This is a genomic window from Dulcicalothrix desertica PCC 7102 (assembly GCF_003991905.1).
In the GTDB taxonomy this organism is placed as follows: domain Bacteria; phylum Cyanobacteriota; class Cyanobacteriia; order Cyanobacteriales; family Nostocaceae; genus Dulcicalothrix; species Dulcicalothrix desertica.
On the sequence record NZ_RSCL01000015.1, the window covers coordinates 117,413 to 134,893 of the forward strand.

Genomic DNA, 17,481 nt, shown 5'->3' on the forward strand with positions numbered 1-17,481 from the left:
GATGTGTATAAGTTGCAAAGATGATTAAAAATGATTAAGTAACTAATAACATTTTGTCGATAATAAGTATATTAAATAGCATGATTATCAAGAGGTTTTAATATATGAAAATTGGAATATATACACTAGGAAATGACGCTGTTTACGACCAATTAGTCGCATTATTAAATAGTATAGAAGTTAATATTGGCGATATTCCTGTTTGTATTATTCCCTACAATGAACAACTAGATTTAGTAAAACAGGAAGTTAATTCTAGAGCTAATGTCACCATTTTTGATAATAGCGAATCTATTCAACGCTGGGAAAAATTTGCAAATGAGGTATGGGCTGTTCATCCCGGCGCCAAAGCTTCTAAAATATCACTAAATTGGTGGTCTTCTGGTCATCTGCAAAGGAAATTGTGTGCTTTTGATGGAGACTTTGATGCATTTGTATTTTGTGATGCCGATAGTTTGGTAATGAAGTCTTTTGATGGTATTTTTGAAAAATTGAATACATATAGCTTTGTATTCGATGACTGGATACATAGCAAAAACCGTATTAAAGTACCATTGAATGTTCCATTACTTGAGCAAGCTAATTTATTTACAGAACAACAGATACGTCCTCGACTTCACTGCTCTGATTTTTTTGGTTCAAAGCGAGGTTTATTTACAGCAGAAGATTTAACAAAATACAAAAAGCTTTTAATTGAACAGAGAGAAGTTGAGTGGCTAACAGCTTGGTGGGATGACGCTCATTTATTTAATTATTTAACCTTTAAATCAAATTTACCACTTTTTAACTATACTCTCAGTGAAAACGCAGAGGATAGAACCGGGAATTGCGCCATTGCAGATTCATTTGTGAACATAAACAATGTGCTTTATAACGAGCAAGGTTTAAAGCCAATCCACCGACTTCACTATATGAACTACCCAACAATCGATTTTACTCGTTTGTGTTCTGGTGAAAATGTAGATATACGCTACAAAGAAGAGTTTTTGCATTACCGCTTTTTGAAACAGCCTGAAAGTAGACCGCAAAACTTTTATTCTCCTAGCTTAAGCGAAAAATTTTCTAGATTATATAAAAAAGCCACAAAAAAAGTCAGAATGCTAGTTTCATAACGTTTTTATCTCTACTATTGCAAGACTGTTTTTTCTAGATAAATTACATTTGAGATAGGAGTTAGGTTTATAATGCTTGTTACAGAAAAAAGTCCAATTGTAATTGTTGGCTGTGCAGACGATAATTATTCAATGCCACTAGCCACAACGATGTCCTCTGTAATTGCTAATGTTAGTAGTCAACGTCAGGTAGTCATATGTATAATTGCAGATAAAATTACACAAGCAAATAAAAATAAAATTCTTAAATCTTTAAAGAAACCTAACGTTATTATTGAGTGGCTTATACCAGATTATGCAAAACTCACTAATGCCATAATTTCCAGACATATCACAATTGCTTCATATTATAGAATTTTAATTCCTGAGTTACTACCTGAAAAGTACCAAAAAGCAATTTATTTAGATAGTGATGTAATAGTAAAAGCTAATATAGAGAAATTGTGGGATACAGAAATTGCAGATAATTATGTATTAGCAGTGCGAGATATGGATATAGACGCAACTTATGTGTCTTCGTCCAAGGGTTTACAAAACTATCAGCAACTTGGAATAGCTCCAGATTGTAAATATTTCAATGGAGGAGTTTTAGTTATTAATGTTGAGAAATGGCGCCGTGATAATCTTTCACAAGAAATAATTAACTATATAAGTAATAATCAACAATATATTCGCTGGCATGACCAAGATGCGATGAATGCAGTAATTGCAGGAAAATGGAGTGAGCTTGACCCAAGATGGAATAGCCAAGCTGTGATACATAGTTATTCATCATGGAAAGAAACTTCTTTGACCGAAGAAATGTATAATAACGTAATTAACGATTCTTATATTGTGCATTTTTCATCATCTGCGAAACCTTGGAAACTAGGTTGTAAACATCCAAACAGAATGTTATTTTTCCAATATATCGATTTAACTGCATGGGCAGGATGGCGAATCACTTTTATTAGAAAACTTTGGCTAAAAGTTAAAGATATGATGAAAAAGAAAGGAATATCATTCAGCCAAGCGTAAGGTGGGCAATGCCCACCCTACTACTAGTTACAAATTACAGTTTCAGGATCGAGATAATTTTGTTGCGTTAATATTAATAGTTCCTGCGTGACCAGAAGCAAAGACGCCACTTGTAATTAATCCTCCATTTGCTACTTTTAGTAGAGACGCGAAATTTACCTTCGGTACACTTCGTGAACGCGTCTCTACAAGGTTTTGGGTTTGTCGAATTTTCTTAACCGAGCAGATTAAAGACGCATATTTATCAGATTATTGATAAAAATATATGTTTATTGAACATATAAAAATTAAGTATTAATACGTTGGTGCAAGATGTGAGGTAAGAGGATGCAATTGTTTAACTGTATGATTTTAAATTTTGTATCACGCTATTTGTTTGGCAAACAAAAACGGTAGAGCAAATAGAAGTGGTGGATTGGTTAGCTGTACTGGATATAACTTTATATTTACGTGGTCGCAGACCTGACCATTACGCACTAGTACTGGGCCTGCGGAACCACGCAGTGGTGTCTCCTGCAAAAAATAAGTTAATCTCTCTGTAGACCAAGTAAGAGTAGTGGCAAACACATAGTATTGTCCATCCTTTGGCAGGGAAGCTATGTGATAAGTACCAGGTGCAGTTAAAACTGTGCAACTAAGAGGACGACTCTGGGGAATAGGTGTTGGGAAAAGTCCTACAAAGATTGGTTTGGTACACTCGTCGATTGTACTGATTTGTCCAGTAAGACCACGACTCGACAACGAGATACAGCAATGTTGTGTAACGTGTTCGTGTACATATTGCCAACAGGGTAAGGTAATGTACTCAGCCATATATCGCATTTGCCCAGGTGATAACCCTACAAGTTGTTTAAAACGGGTGACGAAGGTACCCAAGCTGTTGTAACCGACTTCGTAGCAGATGTCGGTGACACTGTTCTGGGTTGTTAGGAGGAGTTGTTTAGCTGCTTTCAAGCGTAGCGCGTACAGGAACTGCGAGGGTGGAATACCAGTTATTTGGCGAAATATACGGTTGAAATGATACGGACTAAGTGCAGCAATAGCAGCCATGTCTTGTAGCGAGAGCGTTTCATCCAAGTGTTCGTGCATGGTTACAATGACACGTTTCACAGCCTTATCATGTGATAAAGATGTTTTGTTGCGATGATTGATACCTATTAACAACTGCTCTTGCATTTTTCTTTCTCCTTAATATCTTCAATTAGACTTCTGGCTAATTACATGAATGTTAAAATCGGGAGCAACATATGAATATAAGGCCTCCTGTAATGCTTTTGGTATGGGAGTTGCTACTGTTGCCTTTCCTTGTCGTCGCATACAAGCTACTTGCTGTTCACCACGGGCAACGAGTTCCTGACTATCATTGGTAATACGCCAGTACTCGAAGAGCATTGTAATTCGATTTTGCTTTAATTCTTTTAGTTGCATTCGGATTGCAATTTTGTCAAAAGCAAAAAGCTCAGAAAAATATTCACACGATACTTTCACCGTGGCAAGGGCTAACCCATTGGAAAGTTCTACTAGTACACATGGTGCATGTTCTTGGAGAAACATCTCTCGACAGCGACCTTGCCAGCGCAGATGGTTTACATAATAGACATTTCCCACAAGATTCGTTTCTTCAAAACTTATTATATGGATGTATTCATAAGTTAGCATGTTGACTCCCAGAAAAACTGTTTTTGACCAGTAATGCTAGTACTAATGGTTTTTCTATTCCCCGTACTGATGTCACCAATGTTGCAATAACCATCTGACCTGCTGCCAATACAACTCTGCCGTCTTTACTTGAGTCAAGCATCATGAGTGAGATATTTATCATTGCCCCGGCTTTTTTCAAACATTCGCTAGCTGCCCAAATACGTGTAGCTGCTATATCTAAATTTTCACCTGCATATGAAGCAACAATTTCTGCTAACTTAAACCGCTCTGTTGTCAGCAGGTCTTGCCATATGTCAACTGTTCTGGGTCGCACAACTTCTGCGTCACAACCCACTGTCTCTTGCCCTGCAACAGCTATTGTTAAATCATCTGCATGAGCTACCGAGACAACCTTCTCGACTAGTACCTCTGGCTTACCATCAGGTCGTCGAAATACTGGCAAATTTACTCCTATTGCTTGCTTAATCGCGCGCTCACTCCGCACATGATGTTCAACAGTTGGGTCTTTATCTATAACAACCGTTACGTCTGTTGAAGGAACTAATTCTCGTATTTGGCGCTCAATGTATGCTGCTAAGAGCGGTTCCGCCCACAATTGAGATACTGTTTGTTTAATAACTTTTAACCGCAGACCTTCCCATCGCTCCAGTACACAGCCATTTATGTCTGTAACCTCTAAATCATAAATGAAAGTGTCACCTATTTGCGCTTGTTCTTGGGCATATACAAAGTGTTCGTTGGATGTTTGTTTAATTCCAGGGATAAGTCGATCTACTCCTATAGGCAAAATTGTCGCATGTGGGATACAAGCCTGTAGTGCATGGATGGCAGCATCTCTGGCGCCTGGGTCTCCTAAGACTAGTGTTTGTGGTAGATAGTGACTAAACCAATTATTTCCAGTATCTGGCATAATTTCTGCAACACATTTTGTCGCTCTTAAATATTTATAGCCTCGCAGTCGTCGAAATCGTCCACTATGAAAGAGGATGGCGCCATAAATATCTCGTTCTGGGTTGAGCGCATAGTTTTCATCTAACTTATGATTGGCTGTTGAAAGCAAAGATGTCTTATCTGTCTTATCTACTGAGTTACTAATTACACAAATTGCCTGGAAATGTTCCACTTGGAAAGCAGTTTGTGTACTTCTCAAAACTACTTCAATTTGACCAGGCTTCTGTATCAGAGCTGCAATGCGGATTGTAACACTTGAGCCATCGGGAACTACTACTGGGCGATTAAACTTGACCGACTCAAAAATTGGCGGTTCAGTAGATTTTGCTAACGCCATAGCCACCTGTGCCATTGCTTCTAGCCCCATAACTGCTGGAAACAACTGTTCTCCTTGAAACACGTGGTCTTTTAAATATGGGTCTGTGTGGGTCGATAACTCGATGTCAACAATTAACTCCAACTCTGGATAGTAAACTTTTTGACTTTCCAAAAAGCGTAAAAATGGAAGTTCTGATTGTTCGATTTTGAGCGTTGGCATTAATCCAAAACGACCAGTTACTACTACGGATGTCTTTGGTAAAGAGTGAGATATTAAACTACGTAGAACATCTATTCCCCTATCTGGTGAAATCGGTGTAATTCCTTGTTGTATAAGCGTATCTATACGACCTAACCGCTCACCCATTCCGACACCAGACCAAATAGACCACGCTATATTTAGGCATCGACAACTTGAATGCTGTTCCTGAAATTTTTCCATTAGAAGAGCTAACCATTCGTTTGCTAACCCATAATGCGCTTCGCCCCGCAACCCAGTATTGGCAATAATAGAACCAAAGGTAATGAAAAGCCGCAAATGTTTTGGGTTAATTGCAGCGATTAGATTACGCGCTCCTTGTACTTTGGGTGCTAATGTGTTTATAAATGCTTTCTTATCCAACGAACTTAATAACTGTGGTACGTTTGTGCCGGCACCGTGCAAAATTGCCGTAATTTTACCTAGTTCTGCCTCTAGTTTAGTAACTGCGGTTTGGACTGCTTTGGCATCAATGACATCAACTGAGATGTAACGTGCGTGTACACCTGCTGCGGTTATTCTCTCTAAGTTTTTTGAAAGTACGGTGTCAGTTTCTGGCAGAGAACGTCCTAATAGTGCTAGCCGCACTCCGGTTTCTTGAGCTATAGAAAGCGCGCATTCAGCAGCAATTCCTTTTCCCCCTCCGGTAACTAATAACACATCGTTTGAGCTTAGAGGTATTTCAGCAGGTTGTACTAACGGTAATAACCGCAGGCAAGGTTCAAACCGCTTTCCAGAAGAATCATAATGTGCCTCAGAATAACCTACTGTTGCTAAAGCTTCTGCCATTATCCACTTTGCTGCGTCAGGATGAGCGATTGGTACATCAACAATACATATATTGACATCCTGTGCTTCGAGGTAAAGCGTTCGAGCAAATGAGGCGCCACCTCCTCCATGCTGCACTAACACAAATCGCGTTGCTTTCTCCACCAAAACCTTACGAGCAGACGCAAACAACATGTCTAGATGACATTCATCTGGGGTTGGGAGACACACAACAATTCCGCCACCAGGGCAACCTTTAAATGTCTCTTGTAAGGCGCCTAACAAAGGATAATCATTGCCCGCCATAACTTGCCAAGAGCTTTCTTCTATACTGTTAATATGACGGTGTGGCAATGAACGCTCCACTAATTCAACGGTAAATGACCTTATCCATGCATCTACACCTTGTGGAAATTTTAGTTGTGCATCAACTTGCTCAGAAATACCACTATGTGATAGTTCCTCTAATGCTTGAGCAATTTCACTTACGCTAGCATCGGCATAATCAGTTGGTGCAATAGGTGGTGGTAACTTAAGACAACGGGCAGCTTCGGCGACTAGCTGACTTACAGTAATCGAATTCAAATGCAAGTCACTTAGCATACGGCTAGAATCTTGCACTGAAGAAGGAGGAAGTTCGGCACGTTCAGCCACTAGCTGACGCAAAAGCTCTAAAGCAGATTTTGAATTAGATTTTGAATTAATTGATTGCTTATTATTGTGGTTTAACTTGTTTTTATCATCTGACTCTAATTCAAGATTTAAAGGCGCCAATTTTTTATCAGTGGACAATGGCGCCAGTTCACATGGATTAGTAAAAAATCGCGGATGCCAATCTAGGTTAAAGGGTCGTGTAAATCGCCCGGCAAACAATGCTTTATGTTTAATTGGCGTACCTAGAGCGAATGCAGCACCTACTGCTTGCCACAAACCAGAGAGTGAAGAACCACTAGCATCTAGCGCTACAGTTGGCACATTCACAAAGTCTTTAACCAAATTGCTTAATACTTGCCCAGGACCTACCTCAATTAACAAATCTAGTCCTTCAACTGCTTTGGTTACTGCTTGGATAAATTTTACTGGTGCTGTAACCTGACGAATAAGAAGTGAGCGCAGATCTTCATCTTGTGGCAATAGCTCTCCAGTAACTGTAGATACAACAGTACGACGCAACGCTTGAAAATCTAACTCAGCTAGATGTTTTGCTAGCGGCTGGGCTGCTGCTGCTACCATTGGTGAGTGAAAAGCATGGGACACTGGTAAAATTGTAGCCTTAATACCTTGTGCTTTTGCCCTTTCGACAACTTTAGTTACAACCAAAGCATCTCCAGAAATAACCGTTTGACGAGGTGAGTTGAAACCTGCTATTACAACTCCCTGGCTGATATCTAGACTAATATCTAATTTATCTGACTGAATTTTAAGTAATTCAACCTCCTGTTGTGCAGCTTGGATACTTGCCATTGCTCCAGTAGAACTGCCAAAAGCTGCCATTGCCTTTCCCCTAACGGTAGCAATTTGCAATAATGTCACTACATCCAAAGCGCCAGCCCAATAAAGAGCAGTAATTTCACCTAAGCTGTGTCCAACAGCAATACTTGCTGTTATTCCCATTTCCTCTAACGTTTGGAGTGCTGCTGTTGAAGCGGTAACAATAGCGGGTTGGGCAATAATAGTGGATTTACGGTCATTTTCTATAGGAAAACTAACTTTATTATACAGTTCTCTTACCCACTCAAAACGACTCCATAAACCACCGTCGAGATAGGTAGGAGACGCTTGTCCGGGAAAGAGGAAGCCAATACATGGTGTTTTTGTACTATTGCCGAGAAATACTCCTGAGTTATTATCTAGTCGAGTTGTTATATCCTCTGTAAGCCATGACTGAAGTATTTTTAAACGACTTGTTAACATCTTGGGGCTATTAGCAATAATTGCCGCCCTCACAGGCATAGTATCACGACCATCCAGGTTTTTTGAATACGAGGCAGCTAAATCAATAACTTCAGCCCTGGACAACCTGGGAGCTAGTGTCAACAAATGTTCTATTATCTGCCGTAGATTTTGAATATCTTCGGCGCCTATGAGAATAAGTTCAGTATCTTGAGATGAGGTCAGACATGTGTACTCTTGGAGAGTAAGTGTTTGGCGCCGCTCAGTGGTGGGACTTTCTAGAACAATATGAGTATTAATTCCTCCAAAACCCATAGCACTGACACCAGCACGCAATGGCTGGTCAGATGACCAAAGTTTTCCTTGGCTAAGAACTTGTAGAACAGGCTTTTCTCCAGTTAATTCAGGGTGAGCAAACTCTGAGCCGGTTGTTGGTGGTAGAATTTGGGTATGCAAAGCCATTGTGGCTTTAATCAACCCAGCAACTCCAGCCGCCGCTTTGGTATGTCCGATATTAGCTTTAATAGAACCGATAACTGCGGGTGCGACTTGAGATGTTGCTAACCGACGAGCGCGCGATAGTGCTTGTAGTTCCACAGCATCACCAACACTTGTGCCTGTGCCATGCCCTTCAAAATAACTAACTGTTTCAATTCCAAAACCTGCTCGATGATATGTGCGTTTTAAAGCTAACATTTGTCCTTCAACTTCAGGACGGGTAATGCCACCGCTACCATCCGAAGATACACCCCAACCACGAATAATGGCATAAATTCGATGCGAATGGGCAATCGCATCTTCATACCGCATCAAAACTACACAACCGCAACCCTCACCAGGAAAAAAGCCTTCAGACCGGGTATCATAAACGCGCATTTCTGACTCTGCTAAGGCGCCTGCTTTCGCAAACCCGACCAATTCAAATGGGTCTATGCTCAAATCTACACCACCAGCAATTGCTACATCTATATCCCCTGCAACCAGGGCACTAGCGGCGTTAGTAACTGCTAACAGCGAAGAACTACAAGCTCCGTCAATAGTATAGCCGCCACCTTTGAGATTAAAATGATTGCAAATACGTCCAGCAATTGTATTAGATAAGTTACCTGCTAAAGTTTCTTCACCAATTATTGGAAACGGTGCTTTATATTTTGCTTCTAAATTATTTAGAAATTCCCAACGTTTCTCTGGCAAACAGTTTTGCTCCGCAAGGGCAGCTTCTACTACTCGGCGCACATAAGGCCAACGCAAGCGCATTGTATTAGCTCTAGAAAATTCCCCTGTTAGCGTGTTGCCTAACAATACAGCAGTTGTATCTCGTGGTAAACCCTCACCTCCAGAAAATCCAGCATCTGCTAATGCCAATTCAGCGACATCCAACGCTAGCCAATGTGCCAAATCTGCGGCGCGAAATGTGTTGCCAGCAACCCGAAAAGCTACTCTGTCAAATTCATAACCTTCAATTAAAGCAGCTTCCGTAGTATAAGTACAATCAAGAGCATTACGGTCAGCAGACATATAATCTGCTAAGTTCAAACGTTCTGGTGGTATTTGCCTGAATGACCGACGCTGGGCGAGTACATTTGACCATAAATCTATCGGTGAGGCAGCATCTGGATAACGGCAAGCCATGCCAACAATTGCTATTGCAAATGTCATTATTTATACCTCTCTAATTGTTTTGGTTGCTGGTACTAAAACCTTTGTAAATGCCACATAGTCAGCTATTGCTTGGGCGTAAAAGCTCAGTCCTCGAAATATACAGACAATTGTCAGAGCAAAGAAAAACCCAAACACGATGTGATTGACCATTAGTAGCCCATACACAATAGCCACTGATAAGCCAAATATCGCTTGATTTAATGGTCTGCTTGGCGTTGTACCTGGGTCTGTCACCATATAAAAGGTGAACAACACAAACGCTACACCCGTCATCGGTACAAATCCAGCTATCATAGGTGTTCCAAATATCAAACTTCTCAATAATGCTTGTAAGACAAAGCCACCTAGCCAACCTGCAATTAGGGAAAGTTTTCCAGTGAAGCGAGTATTGAGAAATGTGCCACTAATTACAATTAGCCCCGGTAAAATCCAATCTCCTGCACCGCTAAGGTTTTCTGTAAATTGGTAAGGAGGAGCAATACCAACCCAAGGAAACATTAACAGTGTGACTGTGATGCCAAAGTTGGAGGGGTTGAGAAAATGCCGCTGTTCGTTACCCAACGGTGCGCGAAAGATAGCTTTTGAGGCGATAGCGACTGCACTGGCAAAAGCGATAGGTAATAGACGCTCGTTTGCATACAGCAGCATAGCAACTGCCAAAGCTGTAATGTGTGCGGATAATAGAAAATTGACAAAACGCCTCAGTCCACCAATGAACACAGGTTGGCGCCCATTAACCCATGCATCAATCAGTTCGAGCAGAATTTCCATACTATAGGCAGTCGCTAAGGCAATTAAAGGCTGTGCCCAAGATTGCTCAAAGCCTAAAACCGTATGTCCTAAAATATTCAAAACTGTAATTGCTACAGCAAAACGCTGCAATCCTGCTAAACGATTTGCTTTGTGTATGTTAAAAGTGCTTATCACGTCTTCATACCTCTGTGCTATTACCAACATTTTTTTCGTTCAGTAGTACCGTATGCCAACCAGATGATAAAAGTCGTGTTGACTCATGTACCCGACCAGATGAATCTCGCCATTGTATGTCAATTGGTACTTGCGTATTAGGATTTAAATCACCCAGTCCGAACAAAATTTCTGAACTGCGGGCGCCAGAATGACCATTACCACCATCTACTTGTGCCACAAGTTTTCTACCATCTGGAAGGTGTACAGTTGCATTAGCTCCAATAGCTGGGCGCCCAGTAACATGTTCTAAATTCCCAGCCACAGGTAGTAGCAACTTGAGTCCTAAAAATGTTCCTAACTTAGAACTTTCATTTCGATAGAAAACTGATGAATCCCACTGATTCGCCACAGCAAAATCCAAATCGCCATCACCATCTACATCGGCAGTGGCAATTCCACGAGTAACCTGGATTGTGTCCATCCCTAATTCCTTAGCAAAGTCATAATAACGACCATCATTTGCACGCACAAAGAATGGGTTGTGTCCATGACCACTCAAGTCGTCACCAGTTTGTAAACGAAACCAACTATGGGGGTTGCTCAGAAGTTCATCATTCCCCATTGCCAATTCGTGTAACTCAGGCCATCTGTTAATATTACCTTTGGTAAAACCTGTTGCTTGTAGTGCTTCTAAAACTCCATCATTGTCAAAATCACCAAATTTCGTCTCCCAACCCCAGCTACTGCGCGATAGACCGAGACTCTCGCTACGGTCAATATAAGGTGCAACACCCCGACGCATTTGCTCAAACTTGCCTGTGCTAGTAAAGAGAAAATGACTTTCTTCCAAAGAATATTCACCAGCAATATTACTGACATAAATATCAAGCAAACCATCGCCATTTACATCACCGAAGTCCACACCCATACCCTTAAAGGAGTCGTGTCCAAGAACCTTTGAATTGGGTGTTGTCAGGGTTTTCTTACCTTCCAAAAGTGCAAAGTTCAGCTTACCAGGCTTTGAGCGGTTGTGCAGTAATCGATCTGGCCCAAAATCGTTAGCAAAATAAATTTCTGGAAGCAGGTCACCATCTAAATCTGCTGCACCCACAGCTAGCGTCCAAGCGTTTGCAATTTGTTCATTTAAAACTTCTTTCGCCTCCTGAAACTGCACTTTTGGTTTATTGCCCATAGTTGCATTTTTCCAGAGTAAAAGTCGATTTCGACCACCATTGTAAGCGCGAGTCATTGAATGTTGCATTGACTCTACACCTGTGGCACTTGCATTTAAAACTTCGGCATTGTCAGGAAAGTAGTTACCAATAATCAAGTCGGTGTGACCATCACCATCTAAGTCAGAAAAAGTTGCAGCGTTTGTATACCACCGTTCCTGTTCTGTTACTATCTCTTGCTGTACATATATAGTTGATTCTAGTTTCACAGAAGATGCTGTTTTCAAGAAGGCAATGGGAGTACGTCCCCAGTAGTAGACAAGGATATCAATCAACCCATCTTCATTTAAGTCTCCAGGCAGGCAACCCATCGGCGCCATCGCGGTATCTCTATATAAACTTGCAGATGGTTCCAGTACAAAAGGTTGGTATCGAGCCGTTGTTCCAGGTACTGGTGCTATATTTACTTGATTAGTTCGCGTATCTACGTAGCAAACATCGTTAGGCAAACCATCTCCGTCAAGGTCGTTTAATCCCACAGAAGCACCAACAGCGGATATCCATGCTGAGTGTCTTTCCATACTAGGATGGACTGAACGCGAAAATCGAAGCGTTCCTGTTAACTCTGGTAAAGGTAAGGGAGTAAAGCTAAAGTGGGAAGCTATTGTGGCTCGTTCGTTTGCAGATAATGTTGGAAGGCGGGTAAACCAGAATAAACATATAATCAAGGCTAATGCTACAAGGCGCCTGGTATTTTGGCGCCAAAAATCAGCTAGAAACATTATTAATACCTCATACCGCTGCAAATTTTTTCTGAATTCGCTGTCGCCATACCTCGTAAACTGTTTCTATACCATCAATTGGTAAATTTTTTAAAGCAATATCTGTAATTTGAGAAGCAGCCTCAGCGGACATTTTGCACAAAACTTGGCATGTCATTTCAGTGTGTGTTTCGGAGTTGCCCGCTAAAGAACGTGCCTTAGCAGCAAAAGCGGCCCCCTGAGCTAAGTGAGGACAATAGATATCCGCTGCCAAAAGTAAAGCTTCTTCTTCGGCACAATCTACACCACCAGCATAAGTACAGGCAAGACCAACACCGCTCCAGAGGTCTGCTTGTCTGCGGTCGTCAAAACTGCGAATTGTAACCGAGATACGATTTACGTCAGCACCATCCACAAACCAAAGACTACGCCCTAAACCCTGGTCAAAAACTCTGCGGGCATAACCAGTAATTTCACGAGGAATTATTTGCTGTCTCACATAGCGTGAAGCATTGAAATAACCCTGATGAAAACCATACCCATCAATTGTTAACCAGCCAAATAAGGGGTGAATATTTCGGAGTTTTGAGTTTTGAATTTCTAAATTATTTGTGTTTTTTGTCACTTCTTTGTTGAGTTGAGCTAGATAACGGTCAACGCTCAAAGGAATTCTAGCTAGCGCCCAACCAATACCTACATACACCATATAAACATGAGATGCTGCCCCAATTGTTAGAAACGTCTCAATGCGATGTTTCCAAGGTGTAAAGTAATCTAACAGCGCAAGACCCATTGCGGCGCCTTCAAAAGCAAACCCACGTAACTCTGTTTCAACATTGTTTAGCTTCCATACAAGCGTTTCTAGATTATCTATAGCTATTGCTGTATGGTAGCCATGCAAAAACGTATTACCAATATTTTCTAATCTTTGTTGTACTTCAATATCTTTACTATAAAATCCACGTTTAGCGAAAGTTACCTCTTCACAAGAAATAGTGAATAAGTACTGACGCAGATTTTTACATAAAGGGGTGAGAACAGAGTTGTTATGCTCGGAGAATACTTTTGTTTTAAAACTTGAGTCTGGATTATTTGTACGGTTACATAATCCCCTGATAATTTGTAACATAAAGAAACCTTATGTATCATTATTTCAGCAGGAGTGACCCTATATCTTATTCATCTGAAAACGTTGTAACTCTAGAATGATGAGCTACTAAGGCAAAATAAAACTGTAGTAAAATTTGGTTGCTATATCAGCAATTACGAAGAAGCGCAAAAGCTATTATTCAACAATAACACGAACAGTCTCAAAAATAGATAGGTGTATTGTAACTTTTTTTTAATTTTGTCGAACCTGAGTTAAGACGCAGGTGCCGGCATACAAACAAAAAGCAAAAAGCAGAATTTGTAAAGAATTATTGCAAAATTGACTTTTTAATATACTTAGTTATACTGCAAACGGGTAGAATATGGACTTTTGTCATGCTGAGGAACGAAGCATCTTAAAGATTTAGACTTTGTTTAAAACCCACATTCCGCACTTCAAAATGTCGCATAAAATATTACATCATTCTAATAGTTCGTGTTATTAGTTTTGGTTGGTTGTGTAAATAATAAAACCTTGTAGAGACGTTACATGTAACGTCTCTACATTCCTCGGTTAACGTTTTGTACCAGGCGGGGGTGTGGGAGATTTATGTATACACGGTAGCCTTCAACGCGGGGGGCTAGGGGGGATTTAATTCTTAACCGAGTAGTATTGGTAGTAGTCCTATCAAATTAATGCAAAGTTGAGAATTTCAAATGAGCAATTTGGAAGAAGTCATAACTGTAGCAATACAACACAATGAGAAACAATGAACAATAAAAATATCTGATGTCTGAAGTCAACTATTAACGAAATGTCGGCAGGACAAACCACTCGACTCAAAGGATAAAAGCAACAATGGCAATTGACCTTTGCAATAAGTCAGAACTTAGACGTAATGGAAACGCAGCAACAGCAAAGAATATTCTTGGCTCAACGTTGAATAACGTTTCATTACCCCTTATTCATCCACAGCAACAGGAAGTTCTGGAACTTGCCTATCAAACAACTCTTGGGTATACCGAACCTCACTACTTCGTTGGAGACCCCGCAGCTTGGGCAAGTGATTTTGGCTATGCCCTAGACCGAATATCAATGCGTCTTGACTCCCGCCCCAGCGATGTACTACGACAAGATGCGCTATCTCATCCCGACCCTGTAATGCGTGAACAGGCACTATACGAGTATGTTGACCGTAATGAGTGCGATGCTATTGAATTACTTTGCCAGATTGTTGAACACGATAGTGACCGTCAAGTTCGTTGGGATGCACTTTGGGCAATTGAGAAACTCGGCGGTCAAAATGCAGTTCAAGCATTGCAGAAATTTTGCTTCGATGCCGATCCAGAAATTGCAGAATGGTCGAGTTTATTTATTTCAGAGCTACAAACAGGTGACCCAACCTTTGATAATCGTAACTGTCGATATACACCTGGACGTACCTTTGACGAAACCATTTTTTTGCTAATTCATTGCGACCTTTATATCCGTTTAGATCAGAAAAATCAACATTGGGGCAAGTTATCGCTTGCGCCTCAAGGATTGGCTCGCGTCTATGGTCAAGCTCATGCTTGTCCCAATGTAGAAACCAGAGAGCGACAGTTAGTGATTGCAAAAGCAATCTCTGGACTACATGCAGATGGCAGCTTGCATATTGATAATTATCTATTTAGGGGCTTTACAGAAAGAACGCGCGCAGACAGAGGAAATTTTTACTTTGAGTCACAAGTTCAACGTCCTTTTTACATCTCCGGTAGAGCCGACGACCCATCTATGGGATTCCGAGATGCTTTAATTGGCTTTGCACGTCAAGGATGCTGGTATTTGGACAATCGGTTTAAAATCCGAGAAGCAGACGCAATTCGATACGTGCGGGGTCGTTTCCAAGGTTGGGGTTACACCAATCTCGAAAAATTAGCTGGTAAATCTTTAGAAGAAATTATCCAGCCAGGTAATGGCATTCTCTCAACTCTACACGACCCAGTTACAGGCCCTCTCACCAACGTATTTATTTCAGGTACATTCAAAGGCAAACTGAACGACTGGGACAGAGACGGCTATATTGACCTTAATTCGCGCGATGTCTATGCAACAACAGAAGGAGAAGTCGATACCAACATGGATGGTATTGCCGATGTTCCTGGTTTGTCCTGTTGTCCAGGTAAACCTACTTTGCATTCCGTTTAATACTGGTTGACATCAAATAACTGAACTCACGGAAACTGATTATGACTACTGTAGAAGCTTTTAATCATCAAAACAAAAAATTAGCTTGGGGACCTCAAATTGATTTATCAGGGTTAGATTACTTATATCCACCCCAAAACGTTAAGCCATACACACCTCCCCCTCCAGGAGTTGATAATTTAGGAATTTCATCCACTGACAGTTTTTTAGTGCCTAATGTAGGTGAGTTTACAGTTAACTTTGAAGGGTATGTTCGGGTAGCTCGTTCGCAACCAACCAGCAACGAATGGAATACTTCAGATGTTTTCACAAATTTAATTGACATGTGTATGCGTGGAGAAGAATCGGGAATTGGAGAAATAATTGTCACCCTCAATCCTGATGTTCTATCTACAGGGCAACTGCGAACACCTCACGCCGACTTAGCTTGTGAAAAGCCATCAAAAGCTTGTCGAATGGCTGTTGGAGCATTGTTTAAAATGCCACTACTAAATCTAACCCTCTTCAATAAAGAACCCATCGAACTAACAATCGATGATGTGCGTATGATTCCACCTGCTGGTAACCCTGGAGAAGGACGGATATACCAAATTTTGCCTTTATTTCACCGGGAAAATCCAGACGGTCTTCCAGCCGCATATCTTACAAGTTTACAATTTAGGATGGGTCACTACATCACAGAAGCTAAAATCCAGGGTATTTTGCAAGGTTAATGGTAATGTCTAATATATCTAACCTAAATTTGCCTAACTTTTCTAGTCTTGAAAACCTAGAAAAGAAGTTGCCGCCTTTACATGCTGCTAAAGCACAGACAATCATTCGTGACCGCTGGGAACAATTAGTAACCAATATTACGCTGTCGGCACCTGTAGAGGATACGTGGCAGGCATTGACAGACCCCAATCTACTAAAGTACTGGCTTGCCGTTTGTCATGGTTCTCTAGACAAAGTTCATACTGATTGTGTATTAGACTTTGAAGATGGTGAGTTTTTTTTGTGTCAGCCTCTGGTTGTGCAACCTCCCTCTCAACTTCAATATCTCTGGCGCTGGCTAGGTATTGGTCAGGCAACAACTGTAACCTGGCAGTTAGAACCAACTGAACAGGGAACTAAGGTAACTGTGATTGAGGAAGCATTAAATCCGCCTTGGGACTGGCAAACCTGGAATGGAGAAGGTTGGACTGGTATTCTAGAGCAGCTAGCTGCTTATCTACGAACTAGAATTGAGTGGCGTTGGCCTTGGCGCCGTATGGGTCCCTATGTACAAATTGAACTACCAGCACCCGTATATTTAGCTTGGGATCAACTGTTCAACCCTGCGAGCTTAAAGTATTGGCTACTAGTTAGCCAAGGGGAAATGGCGCCAACACAGTCATTAAATATTCTTATGGGTGATGCTAGTGGCGCCATCGAAATGACAGTGCATGAAATAATTCAGCCTGGACAATCAGCCCCATCATTTTTACCCTACGCGAACTTCTCTTTAAATAGACCAGCTTGGCAAAATTCCGTGGCTGGAAGATTTTGGCTCGAACCTGCAGGATGGGGACGCAGCTTATTCCAAGTCTTTAACTATGGTTGGGAAAGCTTACCTGCAGGATTACAACTCTCAGAACGAAAAATATTAACTCGTTTTTGGGCAGATACAATGCAACGTGCCAGCCTAATGTTTACACCTTCATCCATCCCTGCTGGACCCCATAATTGGTAAATTTTATTC

Annotated in this window: 11 protein-coding genes; 5 read left to right on the forward strand and 6 right to left on the reverse strand. The window is 41.0% G+C overall.

Annotated elements, in window-relative coordinates; genetic code table 11:
• Positions 1-104 precede the first annotated feature (104 nt).
• Positions 105-1,112 carry an Npun_R2821/Npun_R2822 family protein gene (locus tag DSM106972_RS29080; protein ID WP_127083962.1) on the forward strand — a complete coding sequence of 336 codons (1,008 nt, stop codon included), beginning with the start codon at positions 105-107 and terminating at the stop codon, positions 1,110-1,112.
• A 72-nt stretch (positions 1,113-1,184) separates the two neighbouring features.
• Positions 1,185-2,129: a glycosyltransferase family 8 protein gene (locus tag DSM106972_RS29085; RefSeq protein WP_127083963.1), complete on the forward strand. Its 945-nt coding sequence runs from the start codon at positions 1,185-1,187 to the stop codon at positions 2,127-2,129.
• Between the two features lie 363 nt (positions 2,130-2,492).
• On the opposite strand, the gene DSM106972_RS29090 is transcribed toward DSM106972_RS29085, so the two are convergent.
• From DSM106972_RS29090 to DSM106972_RS29115, 6 genes are read right to left on the reverse strand one after another with little or no spacing between them, the layout of a single operon-like run.
• The gene (locus DSM106972_RS29090) at positions 2,493-3,305 is read right to left on the reverse strand and encodes a helix-turn-helix domain-containing protein (protein WP_127083964.1); all 813 of its coding nucleotides are present in this window, start codon (positions 3,303-3,305) and stop codon (positions 2,493-2,495) included.
• A gap of 21 nt (positions 3,306-3,326) precedes the next feature.
• The gene (locus DSM106972_RS29095) at positions 3,327-3,788 is read right to left on the reverse strand and encodes an acyl-CoA thioesterase (protein ID WP_127083965.1); all 462 of its coding nucleotides are present in this window, start codon (positions 3,786-3,788) and stop codon (positions 3,327-3,329) included.
• Positions 3,775-9,639, reverse strand: coding sequence for a type I polyketide synthase (locus DSM106972_RS29100; RefSeq protein WP_127083966.1), 5,865 nt, complete (start codon positions 9,637-9,639; stop codon positions 3,775-3,777). Before DSM106972_RS29100 ends, DSM106972_RS29095 begins: the two co-directional genes overlap by 14 nt.
• 3 nt (positions 9,640-9,642) lie before the next feature.
• The gene (locus DSM106972_RS29105) at positions 9,643-10,569 is read right to left on the reverse strand and encodes an enediyne biosynthesis protein UnbU (protein ID WP_233787675.1); all 927 of its coding nucleotides are present in this window, start codon (positions 10,567-10,569) and stop codon (positions 9,643-9,645) included.
• Positions 10,570-10,573: 4 nt separating this feature from the next.
• Entirely contained in the window at positions 10,574-12,505 is a 1,932-nt protein-coding gene (locus DSM106972_RS29110; RefSeq protein WP_127083968.1) for a CRTAC1 family protein, read from the reverse strand.
• A gap of 10 nt (positions 12,506-12,515) precedes the next feature.
• Positions 12,516-13,613 (reverse strand): DUF1702 family protein, encoded by a 1,098-nt coding sequence (locus DSM106972_RS29115; RefSeq protein ID WP_127083969.1) that lies wholly within the window; start codon positions 13,611-13,613, stop codon positions 12,516-12,518.
• A gap of 819 nt (positions 13,614-14,432) precedes the next feature.
• On the opposite strand from DSM106972_RS29115, the gene DSM106972_RS29120 reads away from it, so the two are divergent.
• The 3 genes from DSM106972_RS29120 to DSM106972_RS29130 are packed head-to-tail and all read left to right on the forward strand — an operon-like array spanning position 14,433 to position 17,472.
• Positions 14,433-15,761, forward strand: a complete 1,329-nt coding sequence (locus DSM106972_RS29120; RefSeq protein ID WP_127083970.1) for a HEAT repeat domain-containing protein — start codon at positions 14,433-14,435, stop codon at positions 15,759-15,761.
• 41 nt (positions 15,762-15,802) lie between these two features.
• Positions 15,803-16,474 carry a DUF6073 family protein gene (locus DSM106972_RS29125; protein ID WP_127083971.1) on the forward strand — a complete coding sequence of 224 codons (672 nt, stop codon included), beginning with the start codon at positions 15,803-15,805 and terminating at the stop codon, positions 16,472-16,474.
• A gap of 5 nt (positions 16,475-16,479) precedes the next feature.
• Positions 16,480-17,472: an SRPBCC family protein gene (locus DSM106972_RS29130; protein WP_158632892.1), complete on the forward strand. Its 993-nt coding sequence runs from the start codon at positions 16,480-16,482 to the stop codon at positions 17,470-17,472.
• Positions 17,473-17,481 lie beyond the last annotated feature (9 nt).

Bases quoted from the DNA above. Each gene is read 5' to 3' on its own strand.
- DSM106972_RS29080 (WP_127083962.1), top strand. From the start codon at position 105: ATGAAAATTGGAATATATACACTAGGAAATGACGCTGTTTACGACCAA.
- DSM106972_RS29085 (WP_127083963.1), top strand. From the start codon at position 1,185: ATGCTTGTTACAGAAAAAAGTCCAATTGTAATTGTTGGCTGTGCAGAC.
- DSM106972_RS29090 (WP_127083964.1), bottom strand. From the start codon at position 3,305: ATGCAAGAGCAGTTGTTAATAGGTATCAATCATCGCAACAAAACATCT.
- DSM106972_RS29095 (WP_127083965.1), bottom strand. From the start codon at position 3,788: ATGCTAACTTATGAATACATCCATATAATAAGTTTTGAAGAAACGAAT.
- DSM106972_RS29100 (WP_127083966.1), bottom strand. From the start codon at position 9,639: ATGACATTTGCAATAGCAATTGTTGGCATGGCTTGCCGTTATCCAGAT.
- DSM106972_RS29110 (WP_127083968.1), bottom strand. From the start codon at position 12,505: ATGTTTCTAGCTGATTTTTGGCGCCAAAATACCAGGCGCCTTGTAGCA.
- DSM106972_RS29115 (WP_127083969.1), bottom strand. From the start codon at position 13,613: ATGTTACAAATTATCAGGGGATTATGTAACCGTACAAATAATCCAGAC.
- DSM106972_RS29120 (WP_127083970.1), top strand. From the start codon at position 14,433: ATGGCAATTGACCTTTGCAATAAGTCAGAACTTAGACGTAATGGAAAC.
- DSM106972_RS29125 (WP_127083971.1), top strand. From the start codon at position 15,803: ATGACTACTGTAGAAGCTTTTAATCATCAAAACAAAAAATTAGCTTGG.
- DSM106972_RS29130 (WP_158632892.1), top strand. From the start codon at position 16,480: ATGTCTAATATATCTAACCTAAATTTGCCTAACTTTTCTAGTCTTGAA.